General features: G+C 59.1%; 16 protein-coding genes. 6 read left to right on the top strand and 10 right to left on the bottom strand.

Annotated elements, in window-relative coordinates:
* Positions 1 to 29: 29 nt before the first annotated feature.
* The gene (rpiA, locus tag ACQRAX_RS23380) at positions 30 to 701 is read left to right on the top strand and encodes a ribose-5-phosphate isomerase RpiA (RefSeq protein WP_412038843.1); all 672 of its coding nucleotides are present in this window, start codon (positions 30 to 32) and stop codon (positions 699 to 701) included.
* A gap of 23 nt (positions 702 to 724) precedes the next feature.
* Here rpiA and ACQRAX_RS23375 read toward each other — a convergent pair whose 3' ends face one another.
* The 4 genes from ACQRAX_RS23375 to ACQRAX_RS23360 all read right to left on the bottom strand — a co-directional run bounded on the left by ACQRAX_RS23375 (position 725) and on the right by ACQRAX_RS23360 (position 4923).
* The gene (locus ACQRAX_RS23375) at positions 725 to 1636 is read right to left on the bottom strand and encodes an SdiA-regulated domain-containing protein (RefSeq protein ID WP_412038842.1); all 912 of its coding nucleotides are present in this window, start codon (positions 1634 to 1636) and stop codon (positions 725 to 727) included.
* A gap of 85 nt (positions 1637 to 1721) precedes the next feature.
* Positions 1722 to 2654, bottom strand: a complete 933-nt coding sequence (locus tag ACQRAX_RS23370; protein WP_412038841.1) for an SdiA-regulated domain-containing protein — start codon at positions 2652 to 2654, stop codon at positions 1722 to 1724.
* Positions 2655 to 2817: 163 nt separating this feature from the next.
* Positions 2818 to 3483: a fumarylacetoacetate hydrolase family protein gene (locus ACQRAX_RS23365; RefSeq protein ID WP_412038840.1), complete on the bottom strand. Its 666-nt coding sequence runs from the start codon at positions 3481 to 3483 to the stop codon at positions 2818 to 2820.
* Positions 3484 to 3525: 42 nt separating this feature from the next.
* Positions 3526 to 4923: an FAD-binding oxidoreductase gene (locus ACQRAX_RS23360; RefSeq protein ID WP_412038839.1), complete on the bottom strand. Its 1398-nt coding sequence runs from the start codon at positions 4921 to 4923 to the stop codon at positions 3526 to 3528.
* 172 nt (positions 4924 to 5095) lie between these two features.
* Here ACQRAX_RS23360 and serA point away from each other — a divergent pair, with 172 nt between their 5' ends.
* Positions 5096 to 6325 (top strand): phosphoglycerate dehydrogenase, encoded by a 1230-nt coding sequence (gene serA / locus ACQRAX_RS23355; protein WP_045181109.1) that lies wholly within the window; start codon positions 5096 to 5098, stop codon positions 6323 to 6325.
* Positions 6326 to 6384: 59 nt separating this feature from the next.
* Here the strand turns inward: serA and ACQRAX_RS23350 are convergent, their stop codons facing one another.
* Positions 6385 to 6861 carry a DUF4399 domain-containing protein gene (locus ACQRAX_RS23350; RefSeq protein ID WP_412038838.1) on the bottom strand — a complete coding sequence of 159 codons (477 nt, stop codon included), beginning with the start codon at positions 6859 to 6861 and terminating at the stop codon, positions 6385 to 6387.
* Between the two features lie 225 nt (positions 6862 to 7086).
* Here ACQRAX_RS23350 and ACQRAX_RS23345 point away from each other — a divergent pair, with 225 nt between their 5' ends.
* Positions 7087 to 7854, top strand: a complete 768-nt coding sequence (locus tag ACQRAX_RS23345; protein ID WP_412038837.1) for a transporter substrate-binding domain-containing protein — start codon at positions 7087 to 7089, stop codon at positions 7852 to 7854.
* Positions 7855 to 7908: 54 nt separating this feature from the next.
* Here the strand turns inward: ACQRAX_RS23345 and ACQRAX_RS23340 are convergent, their stop codons facing one another.
* Positions 7909 to 8412 (bottom strand): DUF523 domain-containing protein, encoded by a 504-nt coding sequence (locus tag ACQRAX_RS23340; RefSeq protein ID WP_412038836.1) that lies wholly within the window; start codon positions 8410 to 8412, stop codon positions 7909 to 7911.
* Positions 8393 to 9025, bottom strand: coding sequence for a 2OG-Fe(II) oxygenase (locus tag ACQRAX_RS23335; protein ID WP_412038835.1), 633 nt, complete (start codon positions 9023 to 9025; stop codon positions 8393 to 8395). The genes ACQRAX_RS23340 and ACQRAX_RS23335 overlap by 20 nt, the downstream gene beginning before the upstream one ends.
* Before the next feature lie 113 nt (positions 9026 to 9138).
* Here ACQRAX_RS23335 and ACQRAX_RS23330 point away from each other — a divergent pair, with 113 nt between their 5' ends.
* Entirely contained in the window at positions 9139 to 9888 is a 750-nt protein-coding gene (locus ACQRAX_RS23330) for a DUF2059 domain-containing protein (RefSeq protein ID WP_412038834.1), read from the top strand.
* On the opposite strand, the gene ACQRAX_RS23325 is transcribed toward ACQRAX_RS23330, so the two are convergent.
* Positions 9889 to 10830, bottom strand: coding sequence for an alpha/beta hydrolase (locus ACQRAX_RS23325; RefSeq protein WP_412038833.1), 942 nt, complete (start codon positions 10828 to 10830; stop codon positions 9889 to 9891).
* 100 nt (positions 10831 to 10930) lie between these two features.
* Here ACQRAX_RS23325 and ACQRAX_RS23320 point away from each other — a divergent pair, with 100 nt between their 5' ends.
* The gene (locus tag ACQRAX_RS23320; RefSeq protein ID WP_412038832.1) at positions 10931 to 11500 is read left to right on the top strand and encodes a DUF6436 domain-containing protein; all 570 of its coding nucleotides are present in this window, start codon (positions 10931 to 10933) and stop codon (positions 11498 to 11500) included.
* Here the strand turns inward: ACQRAX_RS23320 and ACQRAX_RS23315 are convergent.
* On the bottom strand, positions 11497 to 12045 hold the full coding sequence (locus tag ACQRAX_RS23315; protein WP_412038831.1) for a sugar O-acetyltransferase: 549 nt from the start codon (positions 12043 to 12045) through the stop codon (positions 11497 to 11499). The two genes, ACQRAX_RS23320 and ACQRAX_RS23315, sit on opposite strands and share 4 nt — an antisense overlap.
* 84 nt (positions 12046 to 12129) lie before the next feature.
* Between ACQRAX_RS23315 and ACQRAX_RS23310 the strand changes: the two genes are divergently transcribed.
* Entirely contained in the window at positions 12130 to 14499 is a 2370-nt protein-coding gene (locus tag ACQRAX_RS23310; protein ID WP_412038830.1) for a penicillin acylase family protein, read from the top strand.
* Positions 14500 to 14733: 234 nt separating this feature from the next.
* Here ACQRAX_RS23310 and ACQRAX_RS23305 read toward each other — a convergent pair whose 3' ends face one another.
* Positions 14734 to 15519, bottom strand: coding sequence for a MetQ/NlpA family ABC transporter substrate-binding protein (locus tag ACQRAX_RS23305; RefSeq protein WP_412038829.1), 786 nt, complete (start codon positions 15517 to 15519; stop codon positions 14734 to 14736).
* Positions 15520 to 15623 lie beyond the last annotated feature (104 nt).

The raw sequence follows: 15623 nt of genomic DNA, 5'->3' as shown, positions 1-15623 counted from the left end.
ACGATACTCCTCCCCGCTTCGGAGCCCGCATGACCCAGGATCAACTCAAACAGGCTGTCGCCCAGGCCGCTGTCGATTTCATTTTGCCCAAGCTCGACGACAAGAGCATCGTCGGGGTCGGCACCGGTTCGACCGCCAATTGCTTCATCGACGCCCTGGCCCAGCATAAGGCTGCCTTCGATGGTGCCGTGGCCAGCTCCGAAGCAACTGCCGCACGCCTGAAAGGCCACGGCATTCCGGTGTATGAGCTGAACACCGTCAGCGACCTGGAGTTCTATGTCGACGGCGCCGATGAAAGCGACGAGCACCTGAACCTGATCAAGGGTGGCGGTGCCGCCCTGACCCGCGAGAAGATCGTTGCCGCTGTGGCCAAGACCTTCATCTGCATCGCCGACGCCAGCAAGCTGGTGCCAGTGCTGGGCGCATTCCCGCTGCCGGTCGAAGTAATCCCGATGGCCCGCAGCCATGTCGCACGCCAGCTGGTCAAACTGGGCGGCGATCCGGTTTATCGTGAAGGCGTGATCACTGACAATGGCAACATCATTCTCGATGTGCACAACATGCAGATCACCAATCCGGTGGAACTGGAAAGCCAGATCAACGCCATTGTCGGCGTGGTCACTAACGGCTTGTTCGCGGCGCGGCCGGCGGATCTGCTGTTGCTGGGGACATCCGAAGGCGTGCAAACCCTCAAAAACTGAGTAGCACAGCCACCCCAAACCCTTTACTCGGTCGGTTTCTTGAACACATAAAACAGGTTCGGCTCACTGACCAGGTAGATGGTCCCGACATCGTCCATGGCGATGCCCTCGGCCTGCGGCACGCTGTTTTTCAGGCCCTGAAAGCCCTTGCGCAGCGACAGCGTGCTCAAGGGTTTGCCTTTCACATCCAGTTCCACTACCAGCTGCGATTCATCCGACAGCGCCAACAGATGGCCGCTGCGCTCATCGAACTGCAAGCTCGACAGATCACGCACAAATAGCCGCGAATCACGCTTCTGATCCTGTACCACATGCACGGCGTAAGGCTGCTCCGGATTGTCATGGGGGAACCCGTGCACCTCATAAATCAGCATCGGATCGCGCTCCTTGGCCACGAACAGACGCTTGCCAGCCGAGTCATAGGCCAGGCCCTCAAACCCCTTGTTGCCGTTCAGGCCGATGCCAAGCGTCAACTGCTCGGCATCTTTGGCATCGAGGAACAGGGTGTTATCACTCAGGTGTACGCGAATCAGGCGCTGCTCGCGCTCGTCGGTAATGACATAACTGCTCGGGCCGACGTATTCGACCGCCTCAGGATCGCCAAAGCCAGTCAACGGCACTCGACGCAGAATGCGCCCCTCCAGCGACAGTTCGATCAGCTCGGAACGCTGGTTGGTCACGGTAAACAGGCTATTGCGGTCAGGATCGAAGGTCAGCGCCGAAATATCGTCGTCCAGGCCTTCGATCACCTTCGCTTCGAGTACTACCCGATACTGGTCCAGGCCAATGCTCTGCTCAAAAGGCTGCCACCAGGCCTTGAGGTTGAACCAGCCCCGCTCGTAAAGACGGTAGTGCTGCCCTGCCAAAGCAAGCAACAGCAAGGCAATCAAGCTTACAACCAGAGCAATCAGGGGTAGACGGATGTAGCGGCGCATTCAGAGGGACTCGATAGGTGGCAGTGAGAATCTAACCACACTCTGCTGAATCCAAACTTAACCCTGCCATCGGACAAGTCTTAAATCAGGGCTTTTTGAAACGATAGAACAGGTCCGGCTCACTGACGATATACAGGGTGCCGTGCTCATCCATTGCCACGCCTTCGGCGCGCGGAATGCGCTTGTTCAAGCCATTGAAACCGCCCAACAGGGTCATGAAGCTGACCTGCTCACCCGTCTCGTCCAGCTCCAGCAGCATGTTGGAGTCGGCGGACAGCACCAGCATGTGCCCGGTACGTGGGTCGATGCCCAAGGCCGAGAGATTGCGCAGGTCCAACTCCTCGCTGGGCAGTGACTTCTTGTCACCCGCCAACGGGCTCTGACCGTCGCTACTCCAGGTGAACAATGCTGGCGGGCGCTCTTCGCCAAGCACAATGCGCTGTTGGCGAGGGTCCCAGGCGACTGCTTCGAACGCCTTGTTCTGGTTTTCCGATGGGCCGAGGTCGTACTGCGGGAAGTCAGCAATATTCAGCGATTGCGTATCGGCTTTGAGGGTGACAATGGTCATTTTGTGATCACGTTCGTCAACAATTGCCAGACGCCCACCTTCAAGTGCTGCCACCCCTTCTGGGTTGCTCCACCCCACCAGCGGTATTTTGCGCAATACATCGCCGTCGAGGCTCAACTCGACCAGGAAGGGGTTCTTGCCCATGACTGCGAACAGGGTTTTGCTCACCGGGTTGTAGGTCAGGTCGGAAGCTTCATCGTCTTCCATGCCTGGCAACACCTTGGCATCGATATCAACCAGGTAGTCCGGCAACCAAATGCTGGCTTGTTGCTCGACCGGGCTTTCAAAGCGCTCCTGCAACCACAACACCCCACGGTCATCCCAGTGCATGGCAATGGCCACGCCATAGCCAATGATCGCCGCTGCGGCCACCCAGGTTGACCAACGTAAGGCGAGCCCACGCTTGCGCGTAGACGGCAGGGATTTGCTCGAAGGGACGGGAGTGGCCATGGAATGAGTGCTCTTTTTTTGCCAGTTAATAACACATTACCGGCACGTTCGTAGAGCCAGGTCCGCAAGCATTATCCGGATCGTATGTGAAAAAAATGACAAAACCCGACCACCGGGCTCAACAATTGCCACGGCAGCCAGCAGCGCTGACTGCCGCTAGAGGTTACAACACTGTGCTTTCGAAGCGGCTGACACCTGGCAATTCGAGCACCAGCTCATCGCCTGGGTTAAGCGGCCCGACACCAACCGGGGTGCCGGTGAGAATCACATCGCCGGCCTGCAGGGTGAACTGCGAAGCCATGTGCTGAATCATAGGCACGATCGGGTTGAGCATCAGCGCGCTGTTGCCGTCCTGGCGTACTTCACCGTTGATCGTCAGGCGGATACCGATATCGGCCAGATCTTCGAAGGTACTGCCGGCCACAAACGGGGCCAGCACACAGGCGCCATCGAAACACTTGGCGCGCTCCCACGGCAGGCCCTTGGCCTTGAGCTCGGCCTGCAGGTCGCGCAGGGTCAGGTCCAGTGCCGGGGCGAAACCGGAAATGGCGTCGAGCACTTCTTCCTCGCTAGGCTCAGGCGACAGCGACTTGCCCAGCAGCACAGCGATTTCCGCCTCATAGTGCACCGAGCCACGCTCAGCCGGGATCTTGAAACCGCCGTTTACCGGCACCACACAGCTGCCCGGCTTGATGAACAGCAGAGGTTCGATCGGAATCGGGTTGTCCAGTTCCTTGGCGTGCTCGGCATAGTTGCGCCCAATGCACACCACTTTGCCCAGGGGAAAGTGAATACGCGTGCCGTCTACATACTGGTGCTGATAGCTCATTTACCGACTCCTGGCGCTATTGGAAGCTGTTATGCCTTTGACTTACTCGACAGCGAAGATCTTGCCCGGGTTCATGATCCCGTTCGGGTCGAACACCGCCTTCACCGCTTTCATATACTGGATCTCAACGGGCGACCGGCTATAGGTGAGGTAGTCACGCTTGGTCATGCCCACGCCATGTTCGGCAGAAATCGAGCCGTTGTACTTCTGCACAATCTCGAACACCCACTTGTTCACCGTAGCGCACTTGGCAAAGAACTCGTCCTTGCTCAGGGCATCGGGCTTGAGGATGTTCAGGTGCAGGTTGCCGTCACCGATATGGCCATACCAGACCACTTCGAAGTCCGGATAGTTTTGTTCGACGATCGCATCAATATCCCGCAAAAATGCCGGAACTTTCGAAACCGTGACCGAGATATCGTTTTTGTAGGGCGTCCAGTGCGAGATGGTTTCGGAGATGTACTCACGCAGTTTCCACAGATTCTGCAGCTGTTGTTCGCTCTGGCTCATTACCCCGTCCAGCACCCAACCCTGCTCTACGCAATGCTCAAAGGTAGCCAGGGCGGCATTGGCCACTTCTGCAGTGCTGGCTTCGAACTCCAGCAAGGCATAGAACGGGCACGGAGTATCGAACGGGGCAGGAACATCGCCACGGCCCATGATCTTGGCCAGGGCCTTGTCGGAGAAGAACTCGAAAGCGGTCAGGTCGAGCTTGCCGCGAAAGGCGTGCAGCACCGGCATGATCGAGTCAAAGTCAGGGGTGCCAAGTACCATCGCCGTGAGGTTGTTCGGTGCGCGATCCAAGCGCATGGTCGCCTCGACCACAAAGCCCAGGGTTCCTTCTGCGCCGATGAACAGCTGGCGCAGGTCGTAGCCGGTGGCGTTCTTGATCAAGTCTTTGTTCAGCTCCAGCAGGTCGCCGGCACCGGTAACCACCTTTAGGCCGGCTACCCAGTTGCGGGTCATACCGTAGCGAATAACCTTGATACCACCGGCATTTGTACCGATGTTGCCGCCAATTTGGCTCGAACCTGCAGAAGCGAAATCTACCGGGTAGTACAAGCCTTTATCTTCGGCAAAGTTCTGCAGTTGCTCAGTCACCACACCTGGCTGGCAGACCACGCTACGGTCGACCTCATCAAAGGCGAGGATCTGGTTCATGTAGTCGAAAGACACCACCACCTCGCCATTGGCCGCCACCGCAGCGGCCGAGAGCCCGGTACGCCCGCCGGAAGGCACCAGCGCAACCTTGTGCCGATTAGCCCAGCGCACAATGGCCTGGACCTGCTCGGTGCTCTTGGGAAACACAATAGCCCGCGGCGCGGGGGCGAAATGCTTGGTCCAATCCTTGCCATACGCCTCGAGGGAAGCCGCATCGGTCAGCATCTTGCCGGGCTCAACCAGGGTCATCAGCTCATCAAGCAACGCAGAATCGGTCATCGACAGAACTCTCGAACTATTCATAGTCACCCTGAGCACTCTTCACGTGCCAGGGATGGGCGTATCGGGGGGGACTCATGCTAGCATACGCCCCCCGCTGATCGTGCTTTAGGCCGATGCTGCGAGAGCTTCACTTCCCTGCCATTTTTCTCCGGGACACAGGTTTACGCAGATGAGCAAGACTTCTCTCGATAAGAGCAAGATCAAGTTCCTTCTCCTCGAAGGCGTCCACCAATCCGCCGTGGACGTCCTCAAGGCCGCCGGGTATACCAACATCGAGTACCTCACCGGTTCTCTGCCCGACGCCGACCTGAAGGAAAAGATCGCTGATGCCCACTTCATCGGCATCCGCTCGCGCACTCAACTGACCGAAGAGGTTTTCGACTGCGCCAAGAAACTGGTCGCTGTCGGCTGTTTCTGCATCGGTACCAACCAGGTTGACCTGAACGCCGCTCGCGAGCGCGGTATCGCCGTGTTCAACGCGCCGTACTCCAATACCCGTTCGGTCGCCGAACTGGTACTGGCCGAAGCGATCCTGCTGCTGCGCGGCATCCCGGAGAAAAACGCGTCCTGCCACCGTGGTGGCTGGATCAAGAGCGCGGCCAACTCCTTCGAAATCCGTGGCAAAAAGCTGGGTATCGTCGGTTATGGCTCGATTGGCACCCAGTTGTCGGTCCTGGCCGAAAGCCTTGGCATGCAAGTGTTCTTCTTCGACCCGCTGACCAAGCTGCCATTGGGCAACGCTACCCAGGTCACCAGCCTGAACGAGCTGTTGGGTCTGGCCGACATCGTCTCGCTGCACGTGCCTGAGCTGCCGTCCACCCAATGGATGATCGGCGAGAAAGAAATCCGCGCGATGAAAAAAGGCTCGATCCTGATCAATGCCGCCCGCGGTACCGTGGTCGAGCTGGATCACCTGGCTGCAGCGATCAAAGACAAGCACCTGATCGGCGCCGCCATCGACGTGTTCCCGGTCGAGCCGCGCTCCAACGACGAGCAGTTCGAAAGCCCGCTGCGTGGCCTGGACAACGTGATCCTGACCCCGCACATCGGTGGCTCCACCGCTGAAGCCCAAGCCAACATCGGCCTGGAAGTCGCTGAGAAGCTGGTCAAGTACAGCGACAACGGTACATCGGTATCCTCGGTCAACTTCCCTGAAGTGGCCCTGCCGGCGCACCCAGGCAAGCACCGCCTGCTGCACATCCACGAAAACATTCCAGGTGTGCTCAGCGAGATCAACAAAGTCTTCGCCGAAAACGGAATCAACATCTCCGGTCAGTTCCTGCAGACCAACGAGAAAGTCGGTTACGTGGTAATCGATGTTGATGCCGAGTACTCGGATCTGGCGCAAGAAAAACTGCAACAGGTCAAGGGCACTATCCGTTCCCGCGTACTGTTCTAAGATTTTCTGGCAGCAAAAAGGGAGGCCCTGGTGGCCTCCCTTTTTTTATCCTGCGCCGACTACTTTACGTTGACGGTGATTTTCTTCGATTCAACGCTTGGTTTGAACGGCACATGGAACTTGTCGCCCAATACCAGTTGCAGGGTGTGCTCGCCTGGAGTCAGGGTCAGTTCAACTTCGGTCTGAGCCTTGCCAAAGTGCAGTACTTGCGCGCCGGCAGGCAGAGGCGCCTTGTTCTCCGGCAGCAGGCTGGTTGGCAACACCTGGTCAACGGCCGGTTCCTTGTCGACATCTACCAGCAGGTGGTGGTGGCCGGTATGCGGGGTCTGGTCACCCGCAGGTTTGAGCGCCATGCCCTCGATACCAAACTTGACCGTGAAGGTCTTGTCGACCGTCGCGCCATCGGCCGGGGAAACGATGAAGACCTTGGCGTCTTTCGGCGGCTCCTGGCTCTTCAGGCCTTCGGCGGCCACGGCAAACGCCGACACTCCCATCAACAGGCCGACGACGGCTGCACGCGAAACTAGGCTTTTCATTCACTTCTCCTGTGATTTGTTTCTATAACCTTGCCAGTGAAACAGAGGCAATGGCTTGTAACCATAGATCAATTGAATCAGAACATATCCGAAATTTCGTACAGAAAATATTTCCCCCTGCGCCTAACATCCTAGTGAAGGTGCTGTCCTAAGTTGCGCGCGACCGTGGCATCATCAGAAAGCTGCGGCGATGTTTTTCACTGCCAACGAATACAAGGGAATTAGATGCGCTTGACCATCGGAGTACTGCTTACCGCCCTGCTCAGCCCCTGGGCACACGCTGAGTTGATCGATGACATGAACGACCGTGGCGAGCTGCGTATTGCCATCGAGGCCAATATGGCGCCGTTCAACTTCAAGGAAGACGGCAAACTAACCGGCTTTGAAGTTGAACTCGGCCAGGAACTGGCGAAAGAACTGGATGTGCGCGCCCAGTTCTTGGTCACTACCCGTGATGACCTGCTGCCGGGTGTTGAAAGTGGCAAATACGACATTGCCCTTAACCATGTTGCCGCTACTGAAGAACTGAAAGACCGCCTGGATTTCAGCGAACCCTACAGCTATTCGAGCGCCCAGTTGATTGTGCGCAAAGAACAGACGAATCTGTTGAGCACTTTTGAAGCGCTCAAGGGCCACAGCCTGGGGGTTGTCCAGGGTAGCCAGTTCGCCGAGCAAGCACGCGCAGTTGAAGGGGTTGATCTGCGCAGCTACCCAGAAGCCAGTCAGCCACTCAAGGATGTGGCTAACGAGCAGATCGACGCCGCCATCAGCGATCGCCTGCTGGTGCCACATGCCATTCGCGACAGCCAACAACCGGTGACAGAAGGCGCTACTGTCGGGCCCATTTTGAGCCTGGCGATTCCGTTCCAGAAGGGTAACCCGGCATTCCACAGCGCTGTGGACAAAGCCCTGCAGCGGATCAAGGCCGATGGCCGCTTGGCGGCGCTGTCACAGAAGTGGTTCGGGATGGATGCCAGCAAGCCGCCCAAGTAAGCGCTCCGCCGCTTCGCTGACATGCCAGCGAAGCGGCGGTAAGCACAGACACTATCAGAGCTGCCGCAACGCCAGCTCTGCCGCCTCAAGCTCCAGCTCACTGAACACCTGCACCCCTTCGCGACGCAATAAGGCTGTGGTTACCCCCTCGCCCGCCACCTTGGTGCCACTGAAGGTGCCGTCATAGGTCAGCGCGTTGCCGCAAGACGGGCTGCCGGACTTGAGCACTGCGATTCGGATGTCATGGCGACGAACCAGCTCCAGTGCCAACTGTGCACCCGCCAGAAACTGCGCACTGACATCCTCGCCACTGATCGTCAGCACTTGCACCTGCCCATCAAGGACAGCACCGCCCTGCCCACGCAGAATTTCCGCAGGCGGCCTTGGCGTCGGTAGCCCACCTGCGACTTCCGGGCACAACGCCACGATCCGGCCTTCGCTTTGCCAGCGCTGCAGCAGATCAGGGTGGCCACTGGCGCGCCCGTCATAACGCACTGGCTGCCCCAGCAGACAGGCGCTGACCAGCACCTTGTGCGGCTTAGAACGGTTCGTTGCCACGACGGCGGAACCAACCAGTGACCGACAAACGCTCGCGCCGAGCCGGTAACACCTCATGGGGAACATCACCGGAAAGAAACACCACCAGGCAGCCGCCAATCGGCTCTACGTCGTGCTCCACGCCGTCTTTAAGGCTCATGCGCAACTGCCCGCCATCGCTTGGCAACCAATCCGGATTGAGATAGATCACCGCCGAAACGGTACGTCGGTCGTCATCACGGAAACGGTCGAGGTGCTTGCGATAGAAAGCCCCGGGAGGGTACAGGGCAAAGTGGCACTCGAAATCCTCAAGGCCCAAGAACAAGCCACGGTTGAGTGCCTCACGCAGGCCGTCCATCAACGCCAGGTACTGATCGCAGCACTCGGCCTGACCGGGCTCCAGCCACTGGATGTGATCGCCGCGAATACCTTCGCGAACCACTTGGGTCGCGCCCCGCCCTACGGCAGCAGGCGCCAGCTCACCTTCTGCGGCACGGGTACGGCACTCAGCCGCCAGCGCCAGGGTCAGCGACTCTGGAAGGAAGATGTTCTGCTGCGACCAGCCACCGGTGGCCAAGTCGTCGACGATGCGCAACAGCAGTGGGTGATCAGGAGATAGGGGCATGGCGCGCATAGTATCCATCTGCTGCGAAAACCGACAGCGCCACTTGGCTGAGAGTATGCAATGGCTTCTCGACAAAGCCCGGCAAGGCCAAGACAATAGCGCCCTGCCGACAGGAGTCCTGAATGCGCCGTTTGTTTTTTTTGCTGATGATGATCTGCACCACGCCTGTCTGGGCAGACAGCCTCGACCAACTTTACAAGGTCGCCGGCTGGCCCGAGCAGCGCGCCCACTTTACCGATGCCCTCGATGCCGCCCAGCAGCGCTATCGCAATAGCCTGCCGCCCGCTGTTTACCAGGCGCTGGTCAATAACAGCAACCAACGCTTTGAAGCCAAGGCCATGGATAAGCGTGCGCAAGCGCAGTTGCGCGCCAACCTGAGCAATCCCGACCCGGCGCTGGTGTTCTTTCAGTCGCCGCTGGGACGCAAGATCGTTGCCGCCGAATTATTGGCCACCCGTCGCGACCAGTTGGCCAAGAATGCCAAAGGCTTGCCCAAGATCGAGGCCAGCGATAACCGCCTGCTGATCATCGGTCATCTGGCCCAGGCCCTGCCAGCGCGTGAAGCCGGTGCCGAAGTCAGCCTGGCAATTGCCGGTGTTGCCGCCGACAGCCTCAGCCAGATGATTCCTGGCCTGCTCGGTGGTGGGCAGGCGCAAAGCCTGCTGGACGGCCAGCGTCAGCGCCTGATGCAGCAGATTGGCAGCGAGATGAACAACACCCTGTTGTATGTCTACCGCGACCTGTCCGATGCCGAGCTGGATGAGTTTGCCACCTTTGCCGAATCGACCGAAGGCCAGACTTACTACAAGGCAGCCCTGGCCGCCATTCGAGCAGGCTTGGCCGTCGGTCAGAACACCTCGGACTTGAAGTGATCAGCCCAAGCGCTGGTCAATGAAGTCGAAGTAGCGCTGACGAATAACCGGCAGCTCGTTGGCCAGATGATGCCGCGCCTCGGGAATCAGCAGAATTTCCGGCGCGGCAAATTTCTCCTGCAATACCCTGAGGTTGTGGGGCCAGTCCACGGTCATGTCCGACTCGCCCTGGATAATCAACGGTCGCCGCGCACTGATCGGCGCCGCTTCGATGCGTTTGACCCAATCCACTAGCGCCCCGACCCAGGCCGTTGGTAAACGCCGCGGTTGCAGCGGATCGGCCTGCAGAAACGGCAGGAAGGTTGGGTCGTTGCTGTTTTCACTGAAGCGTCGCTCGATGCCGTTGACGAAGGGCCGCAACAGTCGATAGCTCAACTTCGACCAGCGCCACGCACGTGGCCGCACCAGTGGCGCCAGCAGTATCACCTGACCCTGAGCCGGGCTTTGCGCGCCGCCGTGCAACAGATGATCAATGACAATTGCCCCACCGGTACTCTGCCCGCAAAGATGCCAGGGCTGCGGCAAATCAAGGCTACGCCCCTGCTCAAACAATGCGTGCAACATCTGCTGATACGTACCGAAATCGTCGATACTGGCACGTTCACCGCTAGACAGACCGTGCCCCGGCAAGTCGCAGGCAATCACAGCGTAATCCTGATCCAAGGCCCATTCGATCACATGCCGGTACAAACCCATGTGGTCGTAATAGCCATGCAGTAATACCAGGGTCGCCACCGGTGCCACGGGCATCCACACCTGCCCGACCAACTCGAATCCCGCCGCCTGAAAACGCCCAAGCCAACGCTGCGGCGCCTCCTTGCGTGCCGGCAGGTCCAGTCCGTAATAGCGCTGATAGGCCTGGGCCTGAGTCGACAGCGGCTGGCGCGCAGCCAATGAAGAAAGGCTGGCGCGTAACGAGTCAGGCTGAAATGACGCAGGCATAGATGTTTTTCCACACAGCAAAAGCGAGATATTGACCTGTGATATTCAGCTGTCGCCAGCAGCATGGCAAGCTAGCTGACTTTCCCCGGATATTACCCCCATGCTCGCGCCCACCATCCGCACCCTTTTCAGCCTGTTAATCGCTGTACTTTGCGCGGCAGGTTTGTGGTGGGCCTACGACAGTTTCCAGAGCCGTTACCTGCGCACCTTCGATAACCACACCGCGCTGTTTTCCGGCGACCGCCTGCAACTGCCTGCCACCCTCGCCGGGCCTGGGCCGATTCGTCTGGTGCACTTCTGGGACCCGGCCTGCCCATGCAACGTCGGCAATCAGCAACACCTGGCGGAATTGATCGAGCAGTTCGCCGCGCAAGGTGTGGATTTCTATGTCGTGCAGAAGCCCGGCAGCCATGGCCAGTTACCTGTCACCCTCGGTGCGCTCAAGCCGCTGGCCACGCTCCCCGGTGCCGAGCACCTGCCGGCCAGCCCGGCCGTAGCGATCTGGGACCGCCAGGGCAAGCTGGCCTACTTCGGCCCCTATAGCGAGGGGGCAACCTGCAACTCGAGCAACAGCTTTATCGAGCCGATTCTGCTGGCCTTGAGTCAGGGCCGGAGCGTCAGCGTCACGCATACCATGGCCGTGGGTTGCTACTGCCCCTGGAGCCCTTAACGCAAGCGCGCAGGGTTACCCACCACCGTCGCCCGAGCCGGTACATCACGCGTCACCACACTGCCTGCGCCGATTACCGCGTTATCGCCGACAGTGACGCCAGGCAAGATGATCGCTCCGCCGCCAATCCACACATTGCTGCCAATCTTCACCGGCCGGCCACTCTCCAGGCCGCTGCGGCGCACCTTAGGGTCGAGCGGATGGTCAGCAGCGTAAATCTGCACCGCCGGGCCAATCTGACAGTCGTCACCGATACTGACTGGGCAAACATCTAGGATCACGCAGTTGAAATTCATGAATACGTTGCTGCCAAGGCTGATGTTGTAGCCATAGTCGCAATAGAACGGCGGGCGAATCACCGCGCCGTTGCCGACCGCCGCGAAGTGTTCCAGCAACAGCCCATGACGCTGCTCGTTCAGAAGCTCAGCGCTGTGGTTGTAGCGCTGCATCCAGTGTTTGTTGGCGATCTGCTCGGCCTGCAGCTCCGGACAACTGGCGTGGTAGAGCTGGCCACTGAGCATTTTCTGTTTTTCACTGAGATTCATCTTCCCTCCTTTGGGACTATCCTCTGTCCTGATTTACCTCGATGATCGGACCACAAAATCCGCTAAAAAGTACAAGGAGTCTTGATGAAGCGCAGCCTGACCTTCCTCGCGGTGGTCATTGCCGCAGCCACTGGCGGCGGTTACTGGTACGTGCAAGGCAAGTTGCCGCAGCGTGAGGGCGAAGTAGCCCTTGCCCACCTGCAGACTCCGGTCAGTGTCCGTTATGACACCCGAGGTGTACCGCATATCCAGGCCAGCAACGACATCGATCTGTACCGTGCGCTGGGCTATGTGCATGCCCAGGACCGCTTGTTTCAGATGGAAATCATCCGCCGCCTGGCCCGTGGCGAACTGGCGGAAATCCTCGGCAGCAAGCTGCTGCCCACCGACACCTTGTTCCGTAACCTGCGCATTCGTGAACAGGCCGAGCGTTACGTCGAACGTCAGGACAAACAAGCGCCCGCCTGGCTCGCCCTGCAAGCCTACCTCGATGGCGTCAATGCCTGGCAGGACAGCCACCCCATGCCGATGGAGTTCGATGTCCTGGGCATCACCCCGCGGCCCTTCACTGCGCAGGACACCCTGAGTATCGCCGGCTACATGGCCTACAGCTTTGCCGCTGCCTTTCGCACAGAACCGGCGTTGACCTTTGTTCGCGACCAGTTGGGTAGCGAGTACCTGAAAATTTTCGACCTCGACTGGAATCCGCAAGGGGCTTTACACAGTCGCCCGCCGCTGGCAGCCGCTGACTGGAAGAGCCTGGAGCACTTGGCCCTGGTCAGCCAGCAAGCCTTGAGCGAAGCCGGCATTCCCCAGTACGAAGGAAGTAACGCCTGGGCCGTGTCTGGCAGCCGTACGCGCAGCGGCAAGCCGCTGCTGGCCGGCGACCCGCATATCAGTTTTGCCGTGCCTTCGGTCTGGTACGAAGCTGAATTGTCAGCACCCGGCTTCAACCTCTATGGTTATCACCAGGCGCTCAACCCCTTTGCTTCGCTGGGCCACAACCGCGACTTCGGCTGGAGCCTGACCATGTTCCAGAACGACGATGTCGATCTGATCGCCGAACAGGTCAATCCGGACAACCCTGATCAGGTCCGCATCAACGGCGAATGGCAGGCCCTAACCGTCACCCAGGACACAATCGCCGTGAAGGGTGAGGAGCCGGTGACCATCACCCTGCGCCGCTCGCCTCACGGCCCAATCGTCAACGATGTGATCGGCACCAATGCCGGCCCCACACCGATTGCCATGTGGTGGGCGTTCCTGGAAACCGAGAATCCGATCCTGGATGGCTTCTACCAGATCAATCGCGCCGACACCCTGGACAAGATGCGCGCCGCTGCCGCCAAGGTTCAGGCTCCCGGACTCAACCTGGTCTGGGCCAATGCCCGCGGCGATATCGGCTGGTGGGCTGCAGCGCAGCTACCGATTCGTCCAGACGGGGTGAACCCGACGTATATCCTCGACGGCAGTACCCCGCAGGCGGACAAGTTAGGCTTCTATCCGTTCAGCGCCAACCCACAACAGGAGAACCCAGCCAGCGGCTACATCGTCTCAGCCAACTATCAGCCGCCGGCAGCGATGCCGATTCCGGGTTACTACAACCTTCCCGACCGTGGCCAACAGATTGACCGCCATCTGGCCGACGCAGAGACCAAATGGGATACACAAAACAGCCAGGCGCTCCAACTCGATACGGTCAGCGACTATGGCCCACGGACTCTAGCGCCATTACTGGGGACCCTGCGCGAAGTGGCCAGTGGTGATCGCGAGAAGGAACTGGTTGAACAGCTGGCGAGCTGGACCGGCGACTACCCACTGGACTCGGTCAGCGCCACGCTCTTCAACCAGTTCCTCTACGACCTGGCTTACGCGGCCATGCATGACGAACTGGGCGATGCCTGGTTCCAGACCATGATCAGCACCCGTGCCATCGATGCGGCCTTGCCACGCCTAACCGCCGATGCTGAGTCGCCCTGGTGGGGCCAGCATGGCAGCAGCGAACATGGCAACCGCACCGATACCGTCAAACGTGCCTGGCAAGCCAGCATCGCCCACCTGCGCGAAACCTTGGACAACGATCCGGCCGCCTGGCAATGGGGCACCGCGCATACCCTGACCCACAATCATCCGCTGGGGCTACAGAAGCCGCTGAACCTGTTGTTCAATGTCGGCGCCTTCGCCGCACCGGGTACGCATGAGGTGCCCAACAACCTCTCAGCGAAGATCGGCCCGGCGCCTTGGCCGGTGACCTATGGCCCGTCGACTCGACGCTTGATCGACTTCGCCGATGTCAGTCAGGCGCTGACCATCAACCCGGTTGGGCAGAGTGGCGTACTGTTCGATAAACACTATGCCGATCAGGCTGAGGACTATATCGAGGGGGTGTACCACAAGGCGCAAATGGGGGTGACCTCGGCGCAGAGTACTTTGCGGTTGGTGCCCCGCGATTAGCTGCAAAATCCTTGAGGGTGTCGGGATCTTTTGGCCACAAATGTTTTCCAACGGCTGCCACTTCCCACACCTCCAGGAAGAAAACAACAATGAACCCGCAAACCGAGCATGATCCCCAGGACCTGTTGAAACTACTGGCCGCGCTGATGCGCGCTATGCAAACCCGCTCCTGAGCCAGACGCAAAAACGCCGACATGGGGTAACCCATGTCGGCGTTTAACACATTGCAGCGAATCAGAACGCTGGCAGTACCGCGCCGCTGTATTTCTTCTCGATGAAAGCTTTAACTTCTGGACTGGTCAGCGCCTTGGCCAGCTTCTGGATCGCTTCGCTGTCCTTGTTGTCTGGACGGGCAACCAGGAAGTTCACGTACGGCGAGTCGGCACCTTCGATGACCAGGGCGTCCTTGGCAGGGTTCAGACCGGCTTCCAGGGCATAGTTGGTGTTGATCATGTCCAGGTCAACCTGATCCAGCACTCGTGGCAGCATGGCCGATTCCAGCTCGCGGAACTTCAGTTTCTTCGGGTTCTCGGCGATGTCTTTCGGCGTGGCCAGGGCATTCTTCGGATCCTTAAGGGTGATCAGGCCAGCTTTCTGCAACAGCAGCAGGGCGCGGCCACTGTTGCTGCCTTCGTTAGGAATGGCGACAGTGGCGCCGTCCTTCAGTTCGCTCAGGTTTTTGACCTTCTTCGAGTAACCACCGAACGGCTCGACGTGTACGCCGATCACGGTTTCCAGATGCGTGCCTTTGCCTTCGTTGAAGTTCTTCAGGTACGGCAGGGTCTGGAAGTAGTTGGCATCCAGTCGCTTCTGGTCGACCTGTACGTTTGGCTGCACATAGTCGGTGAACACCTTGATCTCCAAGTCCACGCCTTCTTTGGCCAGGGTCGGTTTGATCAGCTCAAGGATTTCGGCGTGGGGTACAGGCGTGGCGGCAACCACCAGTTTCTCGCCCGCCTGGGCGAAACCTGCAACCGACAGAGCGGCCGCCAGAGCAGTGAACAACAGAGCCTTTTTCATGCGCAGTCCTTATTCGAATACACGGCCATCGGTCGACGGCAAACAATGAGTTGCCAGCACTTTGCTAGCTGGCTTGGTAGCGGACAATACCCAGATTTTTTATG

Origin of the sequence: Pseudomonas sp. UM16 (assembly GCF_050312595.1) — a bacterium.
In the GTDB taxonomy this organism is placed as follows: domain Bacteria; phylum Pseudomonadota; class Gammaproteobacteria; order Pseudomonadales; family Pseudomonadaceae; genus Aquipseudomonas.
This window is presented reverse-complemented; position numbering and strand designations above follow the sequence as displayed.

Bases quoted from the DNA above. Each gene is read 5' to 3' on its own strand.
- rpiA (WP_412038843.1), top strand. From the start codon at position 30: ATGACCCAGGATCAACTCAAACAGGCTGTCGCCCAGGCCGCTGTCGAT.
- ACQRAX_RS23375 (WP_412038842.1), bottom strand. From the start codon at position 1,636: ATGCGCCGCTACATCCGTCTACCCCTGATTGCTCTGGTTGTAAGCTTG.
- ACQRAX_RS23370 (WP_412038841.1), bottom strand. From the start codon at position 2,654: ATGGCCACTCCCGTCCCTTCGAGCAAATCCCTGCCGTCTACGCGCAAG.
- ACQRAX_RS23365 (WP_412038840.1), bottom strand. From the start codon at position 3,483: ATGAGCTATCAGCACCAGTATGTAGACGGCACGCGTATTCACTTTCCC.
- ACQRAX_RS23360 (WP_412038839.1), bottom strand. From the start codon at position 4,923: ATGACCGATTCTGCGTTGCTTGATGAGCTGATGACCCTGGTTGAGCCC.
- serA (WP_045181109.1), top strand. From the start codon at position 5,096: ATGAGCAAGACTTCTCTCGATAAGAGCAAGATCAAGTTCCTTCTCCTC.
- ACQRAX_RS23350 (WP_412038838.1), bottom strand. From the start codon at position 6,861: ATGAAAAGCCTAGTTTCGCGTGCAGCCGTCGTCGGCCTGTTGATGGGA.
- ACQRAX_RS23345 (WP_412038837.1), top strand. From the start codon at position 7,087: ATGCGCTTGACCATCGGAGTACTGCTTACCGCCCTGCTCAGCCCCTGG.
- ACQRAX_RS23335 (WP_412038835.1), bottom strand. From the start codon at position 9,025: ATGCGCGCCATGCCCCTATCTCCTGATCACCCACTGCTGTTGCGCATC.
- ACQRAX_RS23330 (WP_412038834.1), top strand. From the start codon at position 9,139: ATGCGCCGTTTGTTTTTTTTGCTGATGATGATCTGCACCACGCCTGTC.
- ACQRAX_RS23325 (WP_412038833.1), bottom strand. From the start codon at position 10,830: ATGCCTGCGTCATTTCAGCCTGACTCGTTACGCGCCAGCCTTTCTTCA.
- ACQRAX_RS23320 (WP_412038832.1), top strand. From the start codon at position 10,931: ATGCTCGCGCCCACCATCCGCACCCTTTTCAGCCTGTTAATCGCTGTA.
- ACQRAX_RS23315 (WP_412038831.1), bottom strand. From the start codon at position 12,045: ATGAATCTCAGTGAAAAACAGAAAATGCTCAGTGGCCAGCTCTACCAC.
- ACQRAX_RS23310 (WP_412038830.1), top strand. From the start codon at position 12,130: ATGAAGCGCAGCCTGACCTTCCTCGCGGTGGTCATTGCCGCAGCCACT.
- ACQRAX_RS23305 (WP_412038829.1), bottom strand. From the start codon at position 15,519: ATGAAAAAGGCTCTGTTGTTCACTGCTCTGGCGGCCGCTCTGTCGGTT.